The sequence below is a fragment of the Gimesia aquarii genome, from assembly GCF_007748195.1.
In the GTDB taxonomy this organism is placed as follows: Bacteria; Planctomycetota; Planctomycetia; order Planctomycetales; family Planctomycetaceae; genus Gimesia; species Gimesia aquarii.
Genome location: NZ_CP037920.1, coordinates 5729419 through 5753513 on the forward strand (window position 1 = coordinate 5729419; position 24095 = coordinate 5753513).

The window sequence follows — 24095 nt, forward strand, 5'->3', positions numbered from 1 at the left end:
AAGCAATGAAAACAGACGAACTTCGCGAAAGTTATCTCTCCTTCTTTGAAGAAAAAGGATGTGTTAGACGACCTTCAGATGTATTGGTGCCACGTGATGACCGTACCGTACTATTCACTCCCGCAGGAATGAATCAATTTAAGAATCAGTTTCTGGGTGTTGGTAAACTCGAATTTACCCGAGCCACAACCTGCCAGATGTGCCTGCGCACTGGAGACATTCAAAACGTGGGAGTGACTCCCTACCACCATACCTTTTTTGAAATGCTTGGAAATTTCTCATTTGGCGATTACTTTAAACGTGAAGCGATTCACTGGGCCTGGGAGTACCTGACTGATAAAAAATGGTTGGGTCTGGATTCTAACCTGCTGTCTGTAACGGTCTACCAGGACGATGATGAAGCTTACAATATCTGGCACGATGAAATTAAAGTTCCCTCGAATCGAATCAGCCGTGAAAACGAACACGAAAATTTCTGGCCTGCAGGTGCTCCCTCCTTAGGCCCTGATGGTGTCTGTGGTCCTTGCAGTGAAATTTTTTATCATCCTAATGGTGGAAAAGATAATGTAGAAATCTGGAACCTTGTTTTCACTCAATTCAATCGCGTGGGAGATCCCCCTGATAATTTAAAACCACTTCCTAAACAAAATATCGATACTGGCATGGGATTAGAGCGTACAGCCTCAGTCCTGCAAGGAGTTCCCAGTAACTTTGAAATTGACACTCTCAAAAAACTCTGTTTGGCAGCCGGTGATGCTGTCGGAACGAATTATCAATTCGAATCAGCAGCAGGTCGCCCGCTCCGCCGTATTTCAGACCACGTTCGCGCCGTCACCTTTAGTATCCATGAAGGCGTGAATCCCGGCAGTGAAAAAGAGAGTTATGTTGTTCGACAGTTACTACGACGTGCACTCTTAGAAGGCTATCTACTAGGCAAACATGAACCATTTCTATTCCAGATTGTTCCGTCTGTTGTAGAGATCATGAAATCACCTTATCCGGATATTGCAAAAACGGTTGAAAATGCGCAGCGCATCATTAAAGAGGAAGAAGAACAATTTTTGGGTGTCATTGGAAAAGGACTTACGCGTTTTGAAGGATTCGTCAAAAATGCTGAAAAGAACGGGCTTTCAAAAATTTCTGGCGAAGAGGTCTTTGACCTTCATCAGACAGATGGATTTCTAATCGAACTTACTGAAGCACTCGCTGCCAAAAATAATCTTTCCGTAGACCGCGCTGAATTTGATACCTTGATGCAGCGACATAAAGAAGGCAGTGGTAGTGGTGCCTTTCTAGACTCGGTCATGTCAGAAGGTCCATTAACGGCATTACACAAAACGACCAGCGATACGGTTTTTAAAGGCTACGAAACCACAGAAGAAAACGCAAAAGTTGTTGGGATTATTGCTGAAGACAGGCTAGTGGAATCACTCGTTGAAAAAGGACACGCCCACCCTGTTGTACTAGTGCTTGATCAAACCCCCTTTTATGCAGAAGCAGGTGGACAAGTAGGCGATACTGGTTTCATAGAATCAGATGGCATACAATTTGAAGTCATTAACACACAGAAAAATGGTGGATTGATTCTTCACATCGGACACCTTTTAAAAGGTAAACTCGATCAGGGACAAACACTAAAAGCAACAGTAACTGAGCCCCGACGATCAGGAATTCAACGTGCCCATTCGGCAACGCACTTGTTACACCATGGTCTTCAATCAGTTTTAGGCCAAAACGCAATGCAACGCGGCTCGAAAGTTGAAGAAGATATGCTCCGCTTTGACTTCTCGCATAGCAAGTCACTGACTTCAGAAGAAATAAGTCAGATTGAAGATATCATCAATCAGCGTATCTCAGAAGGTGCCAATGTCACGACAGAGCTGATGAAACTTCAAGTTGCCCGCGATCTTGGTGCAATGGCTCTGTTCGGTGAAAAATATCCAGACAATGTGCGTGTCGTCAGAATGGGAGACTTTAGCATTGAACTTTGTGGGGGCACTCACCTGTCTAATACAGGGCAAGTGGGTCTCTGCAAAATTGTGAGCGAAGAACCTGTTGCCAAAGGCGTTCGACGTATTCACGCCCTGACTGGTCCTAAAGCACTGGAAAAAACGAGAAATACTGAAAAACTGCTCCAGGAAATTGCCGTGCAACTCAAAGCACCGCGAGTGGACGAACTACCTCATCGCATTGCACACTTGCAGGATGAACTTCGCGAAACTAAAAAGCAGCTCTTGAAGTTTTCCAGCAAATCACTGGCCGGTACTGCTGATGAACTACTGGAAAATGCTGTCACTGTAAACGATGTAAAAATTGTTGCATATTATGCAAAAGATGCTTCGCGAGACCAGCTACGTGAATTAGCAGATCATCTGCGTAAAAAAGGAAAACATGTTGCCCTGATCTTAGGTACCGTTATTGATGATAAGGTTGCTTTAATGGCTGCCGTCAATCAAGATCTGGTCAAGCAGGGACTCAAAGCCGGTGATTGCGTTAAAGCCGCTGCGCAAGTTGTCGGAGGCGGCGGTGGTGGACGTCCTGATATGGCAGAAGCCGGCGGTAAACATCCCGAGAAGTTGGAAGAGGCGCTTTCTACAGGCTCAAATTACTATCGCAATAAGCTGGAAGGCTAGTCGTTCTCAGTAGAAATGGCTTAAATCAGCTTACGCCGATTGAGTTCGGCCACGACACGTTGCACAATCTGAGAAACATCGCTGTTACTTAGGTCTTCAGTAATTCCCGTAGCACAGCCTCCAATCGGTTCATTTGTAAAACCGTGCTCTGAAAGCATGCATTGCAGTGTTCGGCTCAAGGTAGAGATATCGGTTTGCTGCTCTGGTGTAATTGGCTGGCGTCCCTCTCCCATGCTAAAGCCACGTAATTCCACTGCAGCGCGGAAGCCTTCGGGAAACTCTGCCGAATAAATCATCGTATCAAATAATGTCAATAAGTCATATTGAATACGACGTGCTTCATCTAGTTGTCCTGAGAGGGTCATATCATATAGCTTACGAGTTAATTCAGGAACAACTCCTGAACTGGCATTCGTTCCACCATCTGCTCCGCTAAGCAATAAGGGCATTAGCGCCGCATCCCAACCAGTCAGAAATGAAAACTCCGGACGGTTAGGCCGCACAGCCTGAATCATACGAATCATGTTGGGAATATCACCCGATGAATCCTTAATCGCTACGATACGCTCAGATTCTTCAGAAAGGCGTTGAATTGTGGGAACATCAATCGGGCTGGCAAACATCGGAATGTTATAGAGCGTTACATCGATGGGGGTATTATCACCAATTTCCTTAAAATAGGCATAAACAGAAGCAGGACTCAACTTGTAATAAAAAGGGGCAACAATCGCGACAGCTCGAATTCCCAACCCATGGTAATACTCACAGGCTTTGATTGTCTCACGAACATTCGCTTCAGCGGCCCCCGCCAGAATAGGTACACGACCTTTCGTCTGGTCGGCAATGATGGCGACAATCCGACGTCTCTCTTCGGGAGTAAACCGAGTGAATTCACCGGTAGAACCATTGGGATAGAGGCCGTGGACACCTTTTTCAATAAGCCAATCAATATAGCGGCGTAATTCTGGTTCGTTAATTTCGCCTTTAGAATCGTAGGGAACAAGGTTTGGAGTAAAAATTCCACTAAGTTTTGACTGGGGCTGCATCCTGAGGGTTACCTATACATAAAAACAAAACTTGCTAGTCTATAGAGTATAGGAGAATTATAGCACACAAATCGATGAGAGAACACAGTTTCAGTCCGCTTCCGTTGGCTCTTCTTCAGACTCATCCTGCTGATCAGGTTCTTCCTCATCCTTATTCGTTAATTCACTCTGCTCTTCGTCTTTTTCATGTTTAGTATTATTAAATTCCTCAGCGCTGATACCAGCCTCTAGAATCTTTTCGGCTTCCGCCTCTGCAGAGCGGCCATAAAACTGCAGAATCAGGAATAATACAATGAGACCTACAGGCAAGAGTATGTATGGCTGAATACCAAAACCAACGGGAATATAACCAAATACTAATGAGATAACAGCAACAGTAATCGCATAAGGCATCTGTGTAAGAACGTGGTCTAGATGGTCCGATCCAGCTGCTGCGGATGAAAGTATTGTCGTATCAGAAATGGGAGAACAGTGATCACCAAAAATAGCACCTGCCAAAACTCCTCCAATCGTTCCTAACATCAAATGATGGTTGGGATCGACTTCGTTCAAGGGAACTAAAAGACTGTAGGTCACAGAGATCGACAACGGCATCAATAGTCCCATGGTTGACCACGAACTGCCGGTGGCAAAACTGACTGCCGCAGCCAATAGAAATGTAATTGTTGGCATCCAGTTCGGAGAAAGGCTTCCTGAGAGTAGCTCCACTAAAACTCCGGCTGTATCTAGATGGCTCGCATCACAAATTGTGGCAATGGACCATGCTAATACCAGGATCAAGATTGCCAGAAACATACTTTTAGCTCCAGCTGACCAGGCTTCAACAGATTCATTTAATGAAAGCACTCTAGTAAAACTACAACTTGCAATAGCGGCTATTGAAGCCAGGAACGAAGAGATCAGTAAGACCCGATTTGGTGATGCATGTTCTAAAACAGTTCGAAAATTCTTTTGCAACAAAGTTTGTCCCGACTCGAACCGCTCAACATTCAGGCGTTCGATTTCAATTGTCCCTGTCCACATCAGCCCAACCATTACTAGTCCCAGCAAGACAAATAGAGGAATCAATGCATTTCGCAATAACAGGCGATGTGCCAGTTGCCCCTGCTCTGCAACTGTTTCTGCTTCAACGACATTGACTCGCCCTGGCCGAATGACCTGGTCGAATGCAATTGCTCGTACTTCTGCTTTCAACATCGGACCATAATCGTGCCCCAAATAGGCAACCAGCCAAACAAAGGCTAATAGTTGTAACGGATAAAAACGATACGGCAGGCTATATAAAAAAGTTGTATAATAGTCTTCTGCCATTCCCAAACTAGCATAGGAATCTGCTATATAACCAATCTCCACCCCAACCCACGTTGAGATAATGGCAATTCCCGATACAGGTGCAGCAGTTGAATCGACGAGAAATGCAAGCTTCTCCCGAGAGACTTTCATGCGATCAGTCATTGGCCGCATCGAACTTCCCACTAACAATGAATTTGCATAGTCGTCAAAAAAAATAATGAGTCCCAAGAACCAAGTCATGAGCTGGCTGTGTTCGCGTTTAGACGCGTATTTTGACAGCCTGTTTACTAACGCAGCGGAGCCTCCCCCCACAGACATGACTCCTACCATTGCACCAAGGAACATCGTAAACAGGATGATCATCAAATGGGAATTGTCAGGATTGCCTGGCTCTACAATCTCATGGATTACAAAAGTGTCCAGAGTATGTACAAATCCGAGAAACAAGTTCCCGTGCGCTAAAATAACGGCACCACTCCAGACACTTACCAGCAAAGCAAGAATGATATTTCGAAACCAGATGGCCAGTACAACAGCTAAGACAGGAGGCAATAAACTCAGCCATTTTGAGATACGATAAACCTCTAACGAACCTGTACCTCGAATGTCAGGATCGACAATAATCAGATCCTGAGTAATGAAGACCTTCTGGTTTTGTGTCAGATCGGTCTTTAATTCTAAAATACCGTTCTTAAAAGGAGGTAACGCAGTATCAACCCCTTTAACCCAAAGCTCCAAACCAAGAATTTCCTGGGGATGACCAGAGAATTCCTTATCCAATTCCCCTTCTACAGTGAGAGCACGAATAGTTACTTTACTGACAGGGATACCGATAACGGTAACATCCGGCGCTTCAATAGCATATCTTGCAGGCTCTTTCTGTAGAGGCACATCCGAGATCTTCTCAGACTGCCCTAAGAAGCTGGCCAAAATTATCAGATAGGATTGAATCGCCGCCATCGTCCCTCAGGCTGCTTAATCAAATAAAGGAAGGGTTCAAAAAGATCAAGCTCGCGCGAAATCATACTTTCCAAACGTCCTGCTGGCTATATTGAAACCGATCCCTGTCTGATCTGCAAGCGATGATTTGGAGAAAGTCGCTTGATTTATATCCCTTTAAGCCTTTTGTTACTTAATGAAGCCATTATTCTTTCGGACCTTCAATTGGCCAGAAAAGATGAAATGTCATTCCTCGGTCTGCATTCACTTCCGCTTCTATTGATCCACCATGAAGCGAAATGATTCGCCAACACTTCGATAAGCCAAATCCTAACCCCCGACCGGCTTGTCTTGCAGAAAAGAATGGATCAAACAAATGCTCTTTCTCTTGTTCTGTTAACCCCGGACCGTCATCAACAACTCGGATATACATAATACGAATCGAATTTTGTGTCATTTCCTCTGCAAAAATCTCAATACCATCACCAGTTTTAAGAACCTGCAAGCTGTTTAGAATCAAATTACTGAGAACGACCTTCCACTGAACTTCATCAGCCCAGATTGTAAGTAAACTCGAAAGCTTTATAGAAACATTAACGCCAGCTTTGGAAATTTTTTCGTTCAAACTGTTTAAAACTTCCTGAGTCATTTGCTGCAAATTGAGTGAAACGGGGTGAGGCGCAGGCGGTCGAGCGAATAACATTGCATCACCAATCATATCCCGAATGCGGTAAGCTTGCCCTCCAATTGTTGCCAGAGACTGTCTGCGCTGTGGGTCTGTCTCCTCTTTCAGCAGCATCTGCACACGCCCCACAATCGTAGCAACGGGATTGTTAATCTCATGTCCGGCGCCGGCTGCAAATTCAGCCATCGCTTCCAGCTTATCAGAACTGGGTAAAATTTTTTGTCCGATGCTTAAATTCTGATTCGACTCAGGAAGATTCCCACTTTTTAAAGCAGAATGCTTCTGTAGTCTTTGTTCCAATGCTTGAGATAACAATCGCTGACTCAAATTTATCAACTGTGAAATAACAGGAACGTCATCTGTTAATTTCGTTGAAGAAAAAACATAGATTCCTGCAATCTCAGCTTGATCACATGAAAATGAAAAAAAATCGAATGCTGCTTGGGAAATCTGACTCAATAACCGCCCTTGTTCAAATACAGACCGAGTCTGCTCTGTAATCGAACGATCTTTTGAGAGCCTTATGCTATCCGTATTAAAATAATGAGCTACATTTTCAGAAGACTTAAAAACACCAGCAGATAGTCTTAAGTTCTCACGCTCTAAAACAGCAAGATAAACTGCTTCAGCAGTTGTTGCTTCACACCAGACTACAGACAATTCGTTGATCACGGAGCTGAGAGATCGCACAGGAACCAGCGAAAACAAACGTCTATAATAAGCATCCGGTAATTGAACACCAGCGATACCGGCTTCGCTCGACATCTGATACTCCATACAACAGAATTCATGACGATCGGAATAAGAACCGACCATCATGAAACTGATGACTGTGTGATCCAGAAATTAACCGGCAGCGTGAACTGATTCCAGATTCAGAAGCGTGCAAACACGGTCTGCTAATTGTTCTACTTCAAACGGCTTCTGCATGAAGTCATTGGCACCTGCAGCTTTCAGGTCATCAATTTTGTCTGCTTCAACCATACCGCTGATACAGATAATTTTCACATCATCCATAGAGGAGTCAGAGCGAACTCGCTGGCAAACTTCCTTACCGTTAATGTCCGGCAGCATAACGTCCAGAATAATAATATCAGGGTGATATTCCTTCACCATCATCCCAGCATCAAAACCATTATTGGCGACTCGAATCTCAAACCGGGAATCGGCGTCCAGTACATCTCGGATTAACTCTACCAGCTCTTCATCATCATCAACGATTAAAGCTTTTCGCTTTCCGCTTTCCAAGGCATCGGTAGGAATTCCGTTGTCCTTCATAAATTTAAACAAGACGTCGCGCGGAATTCTGCGAAAGCGAGAACCGGGCACCCGAAACCCTTTTAATTGGCCCGAATCAAAACAGCGGATAATCGTCTGTTGACTCACTTTGCAAATCTTTGCGGCTTCGCCTGTGGTAAAAACCGTTTTCATATTGCTCATCCATCCTTTGAAGACCCGCTCAATTGAGCAGGAAAGACCAAGCGCTTTAAGGCTATTACAACATGCAATAACCGAGCCCCTGCGCATTGATAGCGATGACCCGTTCATCATTACCTCTGCATGAAACTGACATCTCCATAATCAGCCTCTTATCTATTCACCTGAATCCAAGTAAACTGATAAAAAACCGCATCCTCCAAGGTGCAGTCATGTGGCCCGTTTACTTGCCAAACACTACTGATTTTCCAGACGTCACAAGTATCCTACATAGATACAAACGCCAAAACTTTCAATACCGCTTGACTTTACCAGTATTATCAATAACTCCGATTGTATCTATTCTGACGATATGGTCAACACGCATTCCGGGACTTGAGTCAATAATTGAAATAAATACATACAAAGTAATCACTTACACATAATTAGACCTGTCATTCCAGACTATAAATTCAAATAGACTTTCTCAAGACTCACCTGAACATATCAAAAAAATCAGATGTATCTCGAGGCTTCAAACAGAAATATGTTACTAAATTGTAAGGATTTAAGTCGCCATTCGACTAGAGCTATTTAGATATAGTACAAGCACTGTTAAATCAGCCGGGGTGACGCCACTGATTCTACCTGCTTGTCCCACGTTTCTGGGTTTAACGCGAGATAATTTTTCCTTAGCCTCATTACGCAAATTAGGAACAACCTGGTAATCAATATGGTCAGGTATGTGCAGTGCTTCAACATTTTTCTGCTTCTCAATCTCGGCAGTTTGACGACGGATATATCCGGCATACTGCACTTCAATCAGCGTCTGCTGTATGGCACGTTCTGAAAAGTGAAAGTCCTCCAATGCTGGTGCAAACTCACTAATTTGAGTCCAACCAATATCTTGACGACGAAGCCACTCTTCCAAAGTATTGCCTTGATAACGAGTGCTCTGAATAAACTGTGCTGCCTTTTTGAGTTCTGTGTCATACTCTTGGTATTTCTGCCAACGTTCGTTAGAAACAGAACCAATACGACGACCAACAGGCGTCATACGACGATCGGCGTTATCCTGTCTGAGTAATAAACGAAATTCTGCCCGAGAAGTAAACATGCGGTACGGCTCATCCACTCCTTTCGTAACAAGATCGTCAATCAGAACTCCCAAATAAGCTTCATTCCGATCTAAAATAAAATTATCTTTGCGAGCAATTTTCAATGCCGCATTTAACCCGGCTAACAATCCTTGACCAGCGGCTTCTTCATAACCAGTTGTGCCGTTAAGCTGGCCTGCAAAGTAGAGGCCTTCTACTTGTTTCGTTTCAAGGGTTGGGTTCAACTGAGTAGGAGTCGCAAAATCATATTCAACAGCATAGCCATACCGCATAATCTCGGTATTTTCCAGCCCTCGTATAGAATGAATCATCTTGTCTTGCACATCACGCGGTAGACTTGTAGAAATACCATTGCAGTAATACTCGTTCGTACAACGCCCTTCTGGTTCAAGAAAGATCTGATGAGAGTCACGTTCTGCAAAACGTACTACTTTATCTTCGATCGAAGGGCAATAGCGTGGTCCTGTAGAATTGATCTGACCAGAATACATCGGTGCTCGGTCGAGATTTTCATTAATCAACTTATGAACGTAGTCATTCGTCTCTGTCAAATAACAAGACATTTGCGGTTGATTTATTTTTTCTGTCATAAACGAAAACGGTTGGGGATCTTCATCTCCAGGTTGTTCATCGAGCACTGAAAAGTTAATCGTACGACCGTTCAACCGCGCAGGAGTTCCTGTTTTAAAACGCTGAAGCTCGAACCCAAGATGAACCAGGCTATCTGAAAGAGTTCCTGTTGTCCCTTCACCAGCGCGGCCCCCTCTGGTCTTCGCTTCTCCCGTATGCATAATTGCCTGCAGGAATGTCCCTGTTGTGAGAATCACAGCACGACAATGATATTGTGCGTCGCCATGAACTATCACTCCCGAAATCCGGTCCTGTACTACAATCAGCCCCTTGACCATTTCCTGTCTGAGAGTCAGATTTTCCTGTTGCTCAACCTTCCACTTCATGCAGAATTGATAGGCCTTTTTATCTGCTTGCGCACGTGGACTATGCATAGCAGGACCTTTAGAAAGATTTAGCATTCGAAACTGGATGCCTGTTTCATCGATCACACGTCCCATCTCACCACCAAGGGCATCGATTTCACGAACAATTTGCCCCTTAGCAACCCCTCCAATTGCAGGATTACAACTCATCTGACCAACGGTATCGCAGTTCATAGTTAAGAGTGCGGTTTTTGCGCCTAAACGTGCTGCAGCTAATGCTGCTTCACAGCCTGCATGCCCGGCTCCCACGACTACCACATCATATTCATAGTAAACCGACTGACTCATAGTTTTGCTTTGTAAAATAAAAAGATCTGTCTTAGCTGAATAGTTTACCCGAATCGGGTAACGACATTTTGAGATGTTCTAATGCTGACATTGTGACGACTCGGCCGCGGGGAGAACGTTGAATAAATCCGCATCGCAATAAAAATGGCTCAACTTCATCTTCTAATGTATCCGCAGGAATATTCAAACTATGACCAAGTGCTTGAACTCCGGCAGGTCCGCCGGAAAATGTTTTGATAAGAGTTTCCAGATAACGCCTGTCTTGTCGTTCCAGACCAAGCTGATCAATCTCTAACATCTCAAACGCACGGTTCACAACTTCGGTTGTGATCCTTCCATCAGCTTTACTTGTGGCAAAATCACGTGCCCAACGTAAAAGGTTATTGGCTTTACGCGGAGTACCGCGACTGCGTCTGGCTATCTCAAACGCAGAATCATCAGAAATTTCAGTCCGTAGCTTCTTCGAATTTCTCCGGACAATTTCGATCAATTCATCGTCTTCATAAAAATCCAAATGTTCTCTGCGTACAAATCGGTCGCGTAATGGAGCTGTTAACATACCGCTACGTGTTGTTGCACCAATGACTGTGAATTTTTGCAACTTCATATTGACCGTGCGGGCATTGAGGCCCTCGCCTAGTGTAATATCAACCCGGAAGTCTTCCATGGCGGGATAGATGAATTCTTCAACTGTCGCCGGCATGCGATGAATCTCATCAATAAATAAAAACGAACCATGACTGGCATTTGTCAAGTAAGGCAACAGATCTTTGGGAGCACTTAATGAAGGACCGGAAGTAATTTGTAACTCAGTTCCCAGTTCTTTGGGCAACACAGAAGCAAGAGTTGTCTTTCCTAATCCGGGTGGACCATCAAGTAAGAGATGCCCCAATGGCTCATTTCGTTTTCTGGTCGCGTCGAGGAAGACTTCTAATCGTTCAACAACCTGTCTTTGCCCAACCACCTCAGTAAGCCTTTGAGGCCGCAGTGCATCATCGTACTCTACATCATCGGCCATATAGCCAGTGTGCCAAGTATCTTCCGACCCAGAAAAATCGTCTTCCGGACCGTCCTCCCCCCTAATGACGGGCTCACGAACCATGTTATCGTCCAAGTTCTCATGTACAGTGTTAAGGAACCGCTCAGCCCCTGTTCAATCGCAGGTATCATAGCAAAAGAACTCCCTTGCCGTAAAACCCAGACAAGAGAGCTCTCAAGAATTGACGATGACTTTTGCGTATTGATACTGCTTATTGATTGGTCATTTCAGCGTAAGCAACAGTCTGTGCCATATAAGTAAAGGGAATGATGAAAATCAGACCGATCCCCAAAGTGACCACTGCCCCCAATATCGTAATCAATCCTAACAGAATCGAAAGACCAAACAGATTCAACAGATTACCAGATGTCACTTTCCGTGCTTCTGAGAATGAATCAATTCCAGGTAAATTCCGATCAACCAGAATAAAAGAGAATGGCCAAAACATAAGTGCTACGATAATTCCTGGAATGATCAACAATAAAAACCCCAGAAAACAAAGTATAAAATAGATGATACTGCAAAGGAACATGCGCCCGAGAAAAGGGCCACAACTAAACATGACGTTCAATTCAGGATTCTCCCCACGGACAATCTTGAGAAAAGTGAGCTGGCCTCCCAACTGAACGTAGAACAAAATTCCATACACTAAAATGTTTTGTACAAGTGCTACTGGAATTTGAGCCAAAGGAGCCATGTCTCCTCCCACCATCGAAACCAAGGCAACTCCCAGTAGTGCTGCCACGATGCCAATAGCAAAAGCTCCAATAAAGTAAATTACTCCAGCCAGCAATGGTACTCCAAGAACCATACCTAAATTGGCTTTATATACTTCCCACGTACGAGAAAAAACCTCACCAATACTGAAAACACGTGGCTCCCAACGACCTCCTTTTCTGCCCGAAGCCTGCAAGGTCTCACCACAGGCCTGGCATTTTATAGCACCAACACTAACAGGAGCACCGCACATAGGACAGTCAATATTTTCTTGGTTCAGAAAACTGTCCTCTTCCCTGACCGGGGAACCAGCGAGGAAACTCTGATCCTCACTTACAGGAGATTCACTATCAAATTCACCAAAACCGTCAAACCCATCATCACTGCCAGCGACATCTTCTGGCATGGGTACACTGATCGGTTCACCACATTGGGGGCATTTGGCTCGACGACCGGCTTTGTCATCAGAAGTTTTCAAGACTTTATTGCAATGCGAGCAACTGAATTCAATCGTCAAGTTTCCACCCCTTAAAACAAGATTTTTGTTTAATCCGCTATGACCTCAGCCATAATTTCATCCGGAATATTAAAGTTCGCAGTTACACTTTGCACATCATCGTGATCTTCTAAAGCTTCCATTAGTTTGAGGACTTTTTTACCGTCATTCACCCCCAGATCGACAGTATTTGCTGGAATCCGTGAAATTTCTGCCAGATTCGTTGGAATTTTTCTGTTTTCAAATTCCTCGGATACGTGTTGGAAAGATTCGACGCTACAGGTAACTTCAAAGACATCACCATTGGCAGAGACATCGTCCGCTCCTGCTTCCAATGCGATCTCAAATAACTCATCTTCAATGACATTATCTGTGGGTACCAGAAAGAGACCTTTCCGCTCAAACATCCAGGCAACACAGCCTGTACTGCCAAGATTACCACTATGTACTTCGAAAATTTTGCGAATCTCTCCAGCAGTTCGATTACGATTTTCAGTCAGGATATCACATAACACCGCCACCCCGGCTGCACCGTAACCCTCATAGATGAGTTCTTCAAATTTTTCTCCAGTTAACTCGCCACACCCTTTTTTAACCGCGCGATCAATGTTTTCCTTCGGCATACTCGCTTTGCGGGCTTTATCGATTGCATACCGCAAGGCTAAATTCATTGCAGGGTCTCCTCCACCATGTTGTGCCGCCACGATAATCGCGCGACTCAATTTGCCGAACAGTTTTCCCCGCTTTTTATCAATCACCCCTTTCTTGGCGGCGATGTTTGCCCAATGTGAATGACCAGCCATTTATAAATTCGCTCAGTTAGATAAAAGTAGTTAACCTGCGCCAGAATAATGCAGGCAAGAAATAATTTAATGCGATACTATCACATTCTCCAGCTTGAAAAAAAAGATCATTGGTCGAGTTTTTCCTGAATCTGTTCAATCATTTTTGCATCGGGTGGAGAAGATTTTTGAGCTTTCTCTAATGCCGACTTCCAGAGTTCCTTCGCTTTTTCTGTTTTTCCCAGTTTGTGATAACAGTCTGCTAAATGATCCAAGATCGTACTGTCTTCACCCCCGGGTAATTTACTAGCTTTCTCAAGATATTCGAGGGCTTCTTCATACTTTTGGAGTTTAAATAAAACCCATCCCATACTATCGAGATAAGCCATATTATTGGGCTCTGACTTTAAAGCAATTCGAATCATCTTTTCCGCTTTTTCCAAATTTTTGCCTTGGTCAGCGTAGAGATAACCCAGGTCATTGTTGATGGAAGGGTTTTGGGGATCTTCAGCAAGCATCTCTTCAAGAATCGCTTCACCTTTCGCAAGATCACCTTGTTGTACGTAAACATTGGAAAGCATCATCTTGACCTGATATGCCCGTTCTTTCTGCCTTGGGTGCTTCTTGAGAAAATTCTGCAACTGCACAATCGCATTTTTCCAATCGCGATTATGGTAATAGATCCAAGCGTGTTGGAAATCAAGCAACGGAAACTTAGGCGCTGTTTGTCGAGCTTCTGCATTCACCTTGAGCGCTGCTTCTGTTTCACCATTACGCTCACGCGCTTCTGCTAACTGAAATAGCAGCTCAATTCTCTGGGGCGCCAGTAGAGGGTTTTTAACAGCTTTCTGAAATAAATCAGCAACCTTACCATATTGATTTTCACTTTTTAAAAGTTGGCTATACTCTCGTAAAATCAAAAAAGCCCAATTCCCACGAACCTGTGGCTTGGGATTTTTTTCGGCAGAATCCAAAGCAAACTGGTAAAATTCACCTGCTGCTTTTGTCTGGCCTGCAACCGCTGCTAGTTTTGCAATAATGAATCCCGAATAGACATCGACTCCTGGTGGACTTTTTGCTTTTAATTTTTGTGCTTCAGCAATCAAGGATTTAACGAACTTTTCATCTTTAGACATCTTCTGTAAATTCGGTTGAATCTTCTGAATCCCATCTCCCGTCTGAATGGCTTTGGATAAAGTTGCAATCAGCTTCTCATATTTATGATTCTTTTGATATAAAGTAATCAAACCAGCCAAACCCTCTGAATCAGATGATTCACCTATCGAGTCCAAATATGTTTTTTCGGCTTCGTCGAAACGTCCTTGATTTCCATATTGTTCTGCCAGATAGTAGTGAAGCGTTCGATTAAATCGATCCTTTTGTGCCAGTTTTTCCAGTTTAGGAATCAGCTCATCCGAACGATTCAATGCTTTTAATATTTCTGCAAGAAATTCATAAGCCTTACGGCCTTTTGATTGTAGTTGCTCGTCATAATAAACTTGTAATGCATCAAGTGCCTTCTGGTACTGTTTAGATCGAAAATAAACCTGAGCCAGATGGTATTTCAGGACACCGGGTCGCCCTTTTTGAGACTCTGCTGCTTTATTGAATGCTTCGACTGCTCGTTTCAGTCGGTCAGTCTCAAGAAATGACTGCCCCATTCTCTCAAAAAGCTTCCCTTTCTTAGCTTCTAGTTGAGAACGAGAATTATACTCAAAAGTATATTGGTCTGGTTTAGTCAGAGCATTGAAAACAACTTCCCAACATTCAGCGGCTTCTTTATTCTTACCCAATCGTTCATAGAGATTTGCCTGGTCATGCTTGATAATTACATACACACCAGATTTTTTATCGATGGATGGTGAATCAGATGCTTTTTTCAGAAAGGTAACCGCCTCTTCGAAACGTCCCTGGCCTGCCATATGTAAACCCAGCTTCCGCATGAGTTCATAATCTTTCGGATCAAGCTCAACGGCCTTCTGAGCATATTTAATCGCTTCGTCGGTCTTATCTAAACCTGAAGCCAACCTGATTAGAACTCGATAAATTTCGACCGAATTGGGATTCAATTCCATAGCCTTCTTATAGGCTTCATAAGCTCCGATGAAATCATTACGGGCCTCACGCATACGACCTGTCATATACCAGGCAGCAGAGTCGACTTTTTTTAACTCGTCAGTAGAACGTGGTTTAACAGGCGTGAGGGGCAACACAACATCGTCTGCAACCCCTTCTTCCAGAGAGAATACTTTGGGTGTGGATTGCTTTTGTGTCTGTTTTGTTCCCTCTTTCTTATCAGGCATCTTGGCAGAGAGAGGAACTGGAGCGTTAGATACCAACAAACAAGGTAACAACATGAACTGGCAAGCTAAAATGATTACCATTTTCGGAAAACTGCACATCTTCTAGCTCCATTATTTGAAACAGAGATTACTTATTCTCTAACCGAAACGAATTACTGCATTTAATAAGAACAAGGGTCGAGCTTATTTATTGTAACGCCTCTTCCCCAGCTCCTCCAAGCCTGCTTTCTGCGGATTCCACTATTTTAATTCAGTGAATTAGGAGATGTTAGGCGGGAAAAAATAGAACTGACGGACATTACCAGCATTAAAACAGTCAGTAGTAATCGGATGGCAATCTAATCGAAGCAATCAAGGTTCCAACAGATCATTTTTTGGCAGAAGTAGATTTCTTTTTTGTCACCTTTTTTCTGGAAGCAGTTCGCTTCGCAGCAACCTTTTTCTTAGCTGTTTTTTTGGTAATCTTTTTGGTTGCTTTTTTCTTCGCTTTGGTTGGTACTTTCTTTTTCACTTTTGTAGTTGTTTTTTTAGTTTTCGTGGTCGCTTTCTTCTTCTTTTTTGTAACTCTTTTTTTCTGTTTGGAAAGTGGATTAGCAAATAATTCTTCCATCCGACCAGGAGCCTGTTTTAGATCAACACCTTCTTCTGGCAGAGGATTCTTGACCAAATTGAAGTCAGCGGCAAGTTCTTCATCTGTAGCCAGGCATCGTAATAAATGGCTAAATAACGGAGCATCTGCCTTACGCACACTTGATTTTAAACTATCACTAGCTGTTTCTATAGATTCATCGACAGGTAAGAGGCCCAACCACTTACTAGCATTTAAAATTTTCTCATCTGCTGGTACGGAATGGCTTCCCAAAATAACCTGTAAAGTGTGATTGAGAACAAAAGGGGTCAACGCTTTCATCCTCGTTAATTGCTTTTGTGCTTGCTCTAATGTCTTCTTTCTTAGCAACTCTAAGTCAAAACAAAATTCTTTGTCAAACACATATTGTAAGACAGACCTGATTCGATAAGCCTTCCATTCTGCGTCAATATCTGATGTAAATACCGATTCTAATTCGGAAATCGTACTGACTCGAATCTCATTCAGATCATGAAAACCTTCCAAAAGCGCATCAAAAACTTCATCAGCCTGTGAATTCGTTGAATTCTCTAGACAAATAGCGTGTAACATTGTTTCTAGTACAGGCCGATCATACTTGGGTAACGTCGCTGAATACCTTTTCTTAAGCAGAGTGATCAGCTTCTTACAAATCGCCTGTTTATCTGATGTTGAAATTTTTTTAGCAACCATATTTGTCTATGCAATATTTGAGATAGTTCAAATGAAAAGTAACGCAAACAACTCTTTCATATACGGAAATATTACCAACTAATCCACATGGGATCCCTCTTCAGTGATTCGATCATCTTGCTCTGAAGACCCCTGCGTCAACTCTTCCGCTTCTCTCTCAACCTGTAGTTCATCTAAAATACGCAGTGCCTCTACCGAATCTTTCACAGCCGAATCCAGAACAAATTTAATCACCGGTGTATAACGGGTTTGAATGCGATCAGCAATTTTGGACTGAATAAAACCTTTCGCTGATTCCAACCCATGCAAACAAAGTGCTTGCGTTTTTTCATCCCCCATGATCGAAATATAGACCTTGGCTGATTGCACATCCGGCGCGACTTCAACATGTAAGACTGTCACATTTTGAATGCGAGGATCGCGCAAATGTACCAGAATTGTTGTACTAACTGTTTCTAATATCGCCTGAGCGATTTTTGCTAATCGACGTGATGTCATTCATTCCCCGCAAGCACTCACTATTTGGTCCAATACTACTACCATTTAAGAAGTAGAATCGAGAGTTCGTTTCACTTCGTTAATCCGGAATGCCTCCAATAAATCTCCCTCTTTAATATCATTAAAACCGGCTAACAATATCCCACATTCCATACCTTCGCGAACTTCCTTAGTATCATCCTTTTCTCTCTTTAATGATGCAATTGGGTACTGATTGAGGATCTTCTGGTCGCGTATCACATGCACTCTGTCATTTCGATTTATTGTTCCATTAAGAACTCGACAGCCTGCAATTTTTCCAAAACGACTGATTGAAAACGTCTGCAAAACTAAAGCACGACCGGTTTGCTCTTGCACCAGTTCAGGCCGTAACAACCCTTCGAGTGATTGCCTGATATCATCTACGACTTCGTAAATAATACTGTAGCGACGAATTTCAACACCTTCCTGGATCGCCAGATTTTTCGCCCGATCTTCAGCAATCACATGGAATGCAATAATAATGGCATCGGATGCTGTCGCCAAATAAACATCACTTTCGTTGACGCCCCCAACTCCTTCATGCAAAATTTTCACCCGTACTTCGGGATGTTCGAATTTACTAATTTCGCTACGAATCGCTTCTAAAGACCCTGGCGTATCGGCCTTAATAATCAAGGATAGATCTTGAATTTCTCCTTCACGAACGGACCCCATAATATCATCTAGTGTTCGTGGGCCACCGCTGTGCCTTGCCAAAGAATCAGCCCGTCCCTCATGACGCCTTTCTTCAGCCAGTTCCCTTGCCTGTTCAATATCAGACAACACAGCAAAGTGATCACCTGCGCCAGGTACGCTATCCAAACCTGTTACTTTTACGGGTAATGAAGGCGGTGCCTCTTCCAGTTGCTGATCTCTGTCATCGTACATAGCACGAATATAGCCATATGACTTACCACAAACGACAGCATCACCAATTCGTAAAGTTCCTTTTTGAACAATTAACCAAGCAACCGAGCCACGACCTTCATCTCGGAAACCTTCCAGGCATACACCTACGGCAGGTCGATTCGGGTTGGCCTTAAGTTCATGTAATTCTGCAGTTAGCAATAAGGTTTCCAGCAAGTTATCTAGACCTGTACCATTTAAAGCTGATACACGAACAACTTCGGTTTCCCCTCCCCACTCCGAGGGAAGCACATCTTGTGCAGCAAGATCTGTTAATACTTTTTGCTCGTTGATTTCTGGTAGATCTATCTTGTTCATCGCAACTACCATTGGAACGCCAGATGCTTTGACATGGCTAATACTCTCAGCCGTCTGAGGCATCACGCCATCATCAGCTGCTACAACCAGAACAACCATATCAGTAACGTTCGCACCCCGAGAACGCATTTCACTAAAAGCTGCGTGCCCAGGTGTATCTACAAATGTCAGCTTATGGTCATTATGCTCGACTTGATACGCCGCAATATGCTGAGTAATTCCACCAGCTTCACCTTCAACCACTTTGGAATTTCGAAGCGAATCAACTAGCGTTGTCTTTCCATGGTCAACATGTCCTAATACCGTAATGATAGGAGGGCGTGTAACGAGATCCTCTATAGCATCTTCCTGTTCGATAATCTCATTGACTGTCTCCTCGATTCCTTTTTGCCTTTTGAAGGTCAGATCCACACCTAATTCTAGCGCCACAGCTAAAGCAGTCTCTTCTTCGATAATTTGGTTGATGGTTACCATCTCACCGAATTCTTTAAACATAATTGACATGATGGCTTTTGCAGGACGCCCCATTGCTTCCGACAGGCTGCGAACAGTGATAGGCAATTCTACCTCTGCTTCTGTCTTGTGAACAATATTACTAGAATCCTGTTTCCGTTTTGTGCGACGGGGACGACGTCCGACTGTTTCCTGCTGTTCCGTTCCATCGGGAGCAAAGCCGCGACGCCCCTCTTTACGCTGTTCACGACGCTGCTTTCGTGCTTCGACCAGACTAATGCTTCCACGGCGTTGCTTCGAATCTTCATCCTGTGGATCGCGATCTTTATCTCGCTTTTTCTGTTCTGTGTGCTGTGCAAGATGTGCAGCTAACGGGCTCTTCTGCTCAAGAATATCAGCAGTCAAACGCACCTCAGGTTTTTGAGCCTTCTCTTCTTTTTTCTTTACCTTGGGAATCACAGGTTGTTTATAGGCAGGCGGAGCAGCTACTGTAGGCAGTGCTGATTTAGACTTTGCTTTGGATTGTTGTTTCCCGGAACGTGTAGATCCCCGAGGTTTCATTTCCCGTATAGTCGAAGAAGGAGCCGCTCCTCCGGCAGGAACATAGTCATCACGGCTAAGAGCTTCATCCCCCCCTTCACCGTTCTCTTCTTTCGGCGAACGACGTCCGCCTGCCATACGTTGAACAGAACCAGGTCGAGCTTGGGCACCTTCAGGCTGATCAGACTTAGAAGACGCCTCTTCAACTACAGCTGTTTCTGGCTCTTCCTCTACTTCATCAGTCTCTATAACTGACTTGCCTTTCTCCTGACTCGAACGCTCCTCTGTTTCTTCTACCTTTGGAGCGGATTTTTGTGATACAGAACGGGAAGGTTGAGAGCGGGAGGTCATCGCCTTGATCGTTCGCAACTTTGTCTGTTCCCGTTGAGGAGTCAGAGTCGCCTGGTCTTCCACATCTGCAGATGGACTATCAGAAGGCTGTTTATTCTTATTCAAATACTCAATGACGATGTCACGTTCTTCGGGCGTAATGCTGGCCAAAGCGGAGTTTTTCAACTTCACTCCAGCTCGGTTACATTCATCGATCAGCACTTTGCTGTCCATTCCCAGCTCTTTTGCAAGAGCAAAAATACGAATCTTCAACAGCCCTTCTCCCGTGAACAATTCTGCAAAACGTTTCAAATCCAAATAGAACTGAATCGGATTGCTTGATGAGGCAATTGCCTCATAACACTTACTCGTAATAAAACGATTTAATCCTGCTTTTCTGTAGAATCTTCCGTTGTATTTTCCACATTGACCGGTTCTTGACCTGAACCAGTTTCTTCCTCTGAACTTGTCGTTATCTCTGAAGCGTTGGCATCATCTTCTATAGCAGGCGTTTCTAATGTATCATCAGCCTGATGGCTTTCTATTGCAGTAGTACTATCTGAAGCACCTTCTACTTCTGTCGCAGCAACTGGATGATCTTTCTTCGCGGCACGCATCGCATCTTCTTCCGCTTCGACGCGCTCGCTTTCGCGATCAGCAACTTCAACAATCTGTTCACACTGCTCATCAGTAAGCCCCCCTAACTCTGCTAATTGGTCAGGTTCAATCACAGATAAATCGTAGTAACTGAAGAATCCTTGAGAGACTAAACTTTCAGCCAATTCTTCAGAAACTCCAGGAATCGAAGAAAATGCTTCTACTGTTTTATCTAATTGTTCGTCTAACTCAGCTTGAGTCATCACTTCGATATCCCAGCCGACCAGTTTAGACGCCAGACGCACGTTCTGTCCTTTTCTACCAATGGCCAGAGGAAGTTGATCATCACGCACGAGTACAATCACACGCCCCAACATGGGACACAAAATGACATCTTCTACTTCGGCTGGTTGCAGTGAATTGGGAACCAATACCTGAAGCGAATCATTCCAACGAACAATATCAATGCGCTCACCAGCAAGCTCATCCACAATATTCTTTATCCGGGCTCCCCGCATACCAACACAAGCCCCAACACAATCAATGCTGCTATCAATACAGGAAACAGCAACTTTTGACCGGTAACCGGCTTCGCGTGCCAAAGAGCGAACATCAATAATACGATCTGAGACTTCAGGGATTTCCAGTTCAAATAATCGACGCACCATATCCGGGTGTGTTCTGGAAAGAATCACTTTAACACGACTTCCCGCCTTGCGAACATCCAGAACAATTGCCCGCACGCGATCACCAACTCGAAACGATTCACCAGGAATCTGTTCACCACGAGGAAGAATGCCTTCAATCTTCCCCAAGTTAATAAGTACTGCTCCCCCTTCGACACGAGATACAGTCCCCGAAACCGATTGTTGTTGCATTTCCAAGTATTCATCAAATACGGAATCACGTTCTGCTTCGCGGATTTTTTGGATCATTACCTGCTTAGCAGTTTGAGCAGCGACACGCCCCAGAATTTCACCTAGAATATCTTGAGCTAACTCTTCAGAATCACAATATACGGTCGGTTCACCAGAATCACGATCAATTTCGACTGTCAGTTCATGATCGTCTCCAAAGTGTCTGCGCGCAGCAGATAAGATGGCCTGTTCAATTCCACCAAACACGATTTCTTTATCAATGCTTTTATCGCGTTGAATAGCATCAACAATCCGAAGAACTTCCTTACCGTCCATAATGTGTTTCCTTCATTCGACAGTTGAATTGAACCAACTGACTCGAAAACTACTCAACCAAGACCTAGTTAGGCCAAATCTATTTATATTCATTGTTAGATATCGCAGAAATTCAACATTCAAGGATATCACTATTAACAAAAAAAAGCGGGAACATGCCCACTTTATGACTACCTGCACCATCGTAAAACGACAGCCTGGCAGAGCCGCGACGTTGTTTCCAATACAACAAACACGACCATCGGATTGGTGAGCAAATGCTCGAGTTCCAACCAGCCTACATATCAGAGGACTCCATTCGAGTTTACGAATGACGATTCATCACAAAGAAGCAGCAGTCAAGTTGACTTGCTCGGTCCCTTGCAAACATACTCACATACTGAACGCCAGTATGCAAAACAATTGCGCACAAAGCACCCTCAAAGAGAATACTCTGTTATCAGGTGAAATTAATCTCCTCAGGTTGAGATGTCAAGCACCGCAGCCAACTATTTCACAACGACTTAGTTCATAAATCCCAGAATGATATTATATCAGCACAAAATGATCATATTTACACTTATACTCAATCAAAGAAAGTCTTGTGCAAACTTTTGACAGGATCAATTTGGAGGATTTCTATTCCTTGTACAAAGATTGATCTCCATCAAAGATTAAAACTACTATAGTATTGTGATGATATCACGACTCTAGTGATACTTATTGACGCTTAACTCAGCTTATTAATATGAGAACAGACACTCACTTTCCTAAGGACGCCCCCAAAATGTCTCGTATATTCCCTCTGTTGTTGATTTGCTTTGGAGTTCCATTCACTGCGACTGCACAGCTACAGAATTCAAATGACCCATTTGCACAACAAAAGATGCAAGCCGATCAAGCTCAGCAAAAAGGGGATTTTGCAAAATCAATTGAATTGGCCTCACAGGTTTTACAACAAAAGCCCAATGACGATGTCGCCTACTATCTTCGGGCTAGCGCCCGAGTCGAACTAGGAAGAGCAGAGGGAAACACAAAAACCATTAGAGATGGGGTAGGCGATGCACGCGAAGCCATCCGCTTCAGCCAGAACAAAAATGTCAATTACTACCTCCCCTATCTTTATGGGATGATGAACCTGGCGGTGATGGAAAACAAAAAAAGCCATGCTGAGACAGCTCTGAACGTTGCAAATCAAATCCTGGCACGCCCGAATCTAACCCCAGAAGAACGAGCAAATTTCCACTACCAGAGGGGAATGATCTATTTGCCGCTCAATCGACCTCAGGAAGCTGCAAAAGATTTTACTGAAACAATCAAACTTTCTCCAAATCATATCGCCGCCTTATTAGCACTACCTGATGCCTATGCTTTGGCAGGAAACAATGAAATGGCACTGGCCAGTTTCAACCAGGTAATTCAAAAGCAACCAAATTCTCCCGTCGTTTACAATAATCGCGCTATGTTTTATCAACAGCAAGGCAAAATCCAGGAAGCAATTAATGACTTTTCTCGAGCAATCCAAATCGACCCGAAATACCATCATGCTATTACCAACCGGGGTTTTGCATACTTGGAAGGAGGCAAACCTCAAACGGCTGAATCAGACCTGACACAATCATTGTCGATTGTCCCCAACCAACCGTTTGTTCTGGGTATGCGGGGTGAGGCCAGACTTCTGCAAGGAAAAATCACTCAAGCAATTGAGGACCAGAAACAGGCAGTAAAACTGGATCCATCGAATGCAGCATTACACTCTGACTTAGGATTTTCTTACTTCTTCAGTCAGAACTTTCCCGAAGCGCTCGTGGAGTTTAATCAGGCTGCACAACTGGCTCCACAACAAATGAAAGTATTAGACCCCTGGATTTACACTGCAATGGTACGTAGCAATCAAAAGGCAGCAGCCGATGCAAAATTCCAATCGATCCTGGCCAAAAAACCGGAAACTCGGGATTCCGTTGATACGCTTCTCGCCTTTTTAATGGGTAAAATCTCTGAAACTGAGCTGCTAAAATCAATTGATCCCAAAGACCCGCAACGGGCAAAAGCCCAAACCTGCGAAGCATATTACTTCATTGGGCAAAAAGCATTGATGTCGGGGAACAGTGCAGCAGCAACTCAGAATTTCCAGCAGGTTCTCAACACAAACATGAAAAACTTGTCTGCATATCGTGGTGCACAGTTTGCATTAAAGAAGTTCTAAACAA

Annotated in this window: 15 protein-coding genes; 2 read left to right on the forward strand and 13 right to left on the reverse strand. The window is 43.8% G+C overall.

From position 1 onward, the window contains the following. Positions 1-5: 5 nt before the first annotated feature. Positions 6-2633: an alanine--tRNA ligase gene (gene alaS, locus V144x_RS21865; RefSeq protein WP_144988156.1), complete on the forward strand. Its 2628-nt coding sequence runs from the start codon at positions 6-8 to the stop codon at positions 2631-2633. A 20-nt stretch (positions 2634-2653) separates the two neighbouring features. On the opposite strand, the gene V144x_RS21870 is transcribed toward alaS, so the two are convergent. The 13 genes from V144x_RS21870 to nusA form a co-directional block, all read right to left on the reverse strand. Further along, positions 2654-3679: a dihydrodipicolinate synthase family protein gene (locus V144x_RS21870; protein ID WP_144988158.1), complete on the reverse strand. Its 1026-nt coding sequence runs from the start codon at positions 3677-3679 to the stop codon at positions 2654-2656. 90 nt (positions 3680-3769) lie between these two features. After that, positions 3770-5932, reverse strand: coding sequence for a Na+/H+ antiporter NhaC family protein (locus V144x_RS21875; RefSeq protein WP_144988160.1), 2163 nt, complete (start codon positions 5930-5932; stop codon positions 3770-3772). A 184-nt stretch (positions 5933-6116) separates the two neighbouring features. Then, positions 6117-7361 carry a sensor histidine kinase gene (locus tag V144x_RS21880; RefSeq protein WP_197998576.1) on the reverse strand — a complete coding sequence of 415 codons (1245 nt, stop codon included), beginning with the start codon at positions 7359-7361 and terminating at the stop codon, positions 6117-6119. An 81-nt stretch (positions 7362-7442) separates the two neighbouring features. Further along, positions 7443-8027: a response regulator gene (locus V144x_RS21885; protein ID WP_144988164.1), complete on the reverse strand. Its 585-nt coding sequence runs from the start codon at positions 8025-8027 to the stop codon at positions 7443-7445. Between the two features lie 553 nt (positions 8028-8580). Further along, positions 8581-10413, reverse strand: a complete 1833-nt coding sequence (mnmG, locus tag V144x_RS21890; RefSeq protein ID WP_144988166.1) for a tRNA uridine-5-carboxymethylaminomethyl(34) synthesis enzyme MnmG — start codon at positions 10411-10413, stop codon at positions 8581-8583. Between the two features lie 31 nt (positions 10414-10444). Next, positions 10445-11515: a Holliday junction branch migration DNA helicase RuvB gene (ruvB, locus tag V144x_RS21895; RefSeq protein ID WP_144988168.1), complete on the reverse strand. Its 1071-nt coding sequence runs from the start codon at positions 11513-11515 to the stop codon at positions 10445-10447. Positions 11516-11663: 148 nt separating this feature from the next. Then, positions 11664-12686: a hypothetical protein gene (locus V144x_RS21900; RefSeq protein WP_144988170.1), complete on the reverse strand. Its 1023-nt coding sequence runs from the start codon at positions 12684-12686 to the stop codon at positions 11664-11666. Positions 12687-12715: 29 nt separating this feature from the next. Continuing rightward, a complete protein-coding gene (locus V144x_RS21905) occupies positions 12716-13468 on the reverse strand; it encodes a YebC/PmpR family DNA-binding transcriptional regulator (RefSeq protein WP_144988172.1) in 753 nt (250 codons plus the stop codon). Positions 13469-13575: 107 nt separating this feature from the next. Further along, complete coding sequence (locus tag V144x_RS21910) at positions 13576-15849, reverse strand: tetratricopeptide repeat protein (RefSeq protein ID WP_144988174.1); 2274 nt, start codon at positions 15847-15849, stop codon at positions 13576-13578. 268 nt (positions 15850-16117) lie between these two features. Then, the gene (locus tag V144x_RS21915) at positions 16118-17050 is read right to left on the reverse strand and encodes a hypothetical protein (protein WP_144988176.1); all 933 of its coding nucleotides are present in this window, start codon (positions 17048-17050) and stop codon (positions 16118-16120) included. 78 nt (positions 17051-17128) lie between these two features. After that, a complete protein-coding gene (gene rbfA / locus V144x_RS21920; protein ID WP_144988178.1) occupies positions 17129-17548 on the reverse strand; it encodes a 30S ribosome-binding factor RbfA in 420 nt (139 codons plus the stop codon). A gap of 45 nt (positions 17549-17593) precedes the next feature. Next, positions 17594-20389: a translation initiation factor IF-2 gene (infB, locus tag V144x_RS21925; protein ID WP_144988180.1), complete on the reverse strand. Its 2796-nt coding sequence runs from the start codon at positions 20387-20389 to the stop codon at positions 17594-17596. 110 nt (positions 20390-20499) lie between these two features. Continuing rightward, the gene (gene nusA, locus V144x_RS21930) at positions 20500-21906 is read right to left on the reverse strand and encodes a transcription termination factor NusA (RefSeq protein WP_144988182.1); all 1407 of its coding nucleotides are present in this window, start codon (positions 21904-21906) and stop codon (positions 20500-20502) included. Positions 21907-22672: 766 nt separating this feature from the next. Between nusA and V144x_RS21935 the strand changes: the two genes are divergently transcribed. Then, positions 22673-24091: a tetratricopeptide repeat protein gene (locus tag V144x_RS21935; protein ID WP_197998577.1), complete on the forward strand. Its 1419-nt coding sequence runs from the start codon at positions 22673-22675 to the stop codon at positions 24089-24091. Positions 24092-24095: the final 4 nt, after the last annotated feature.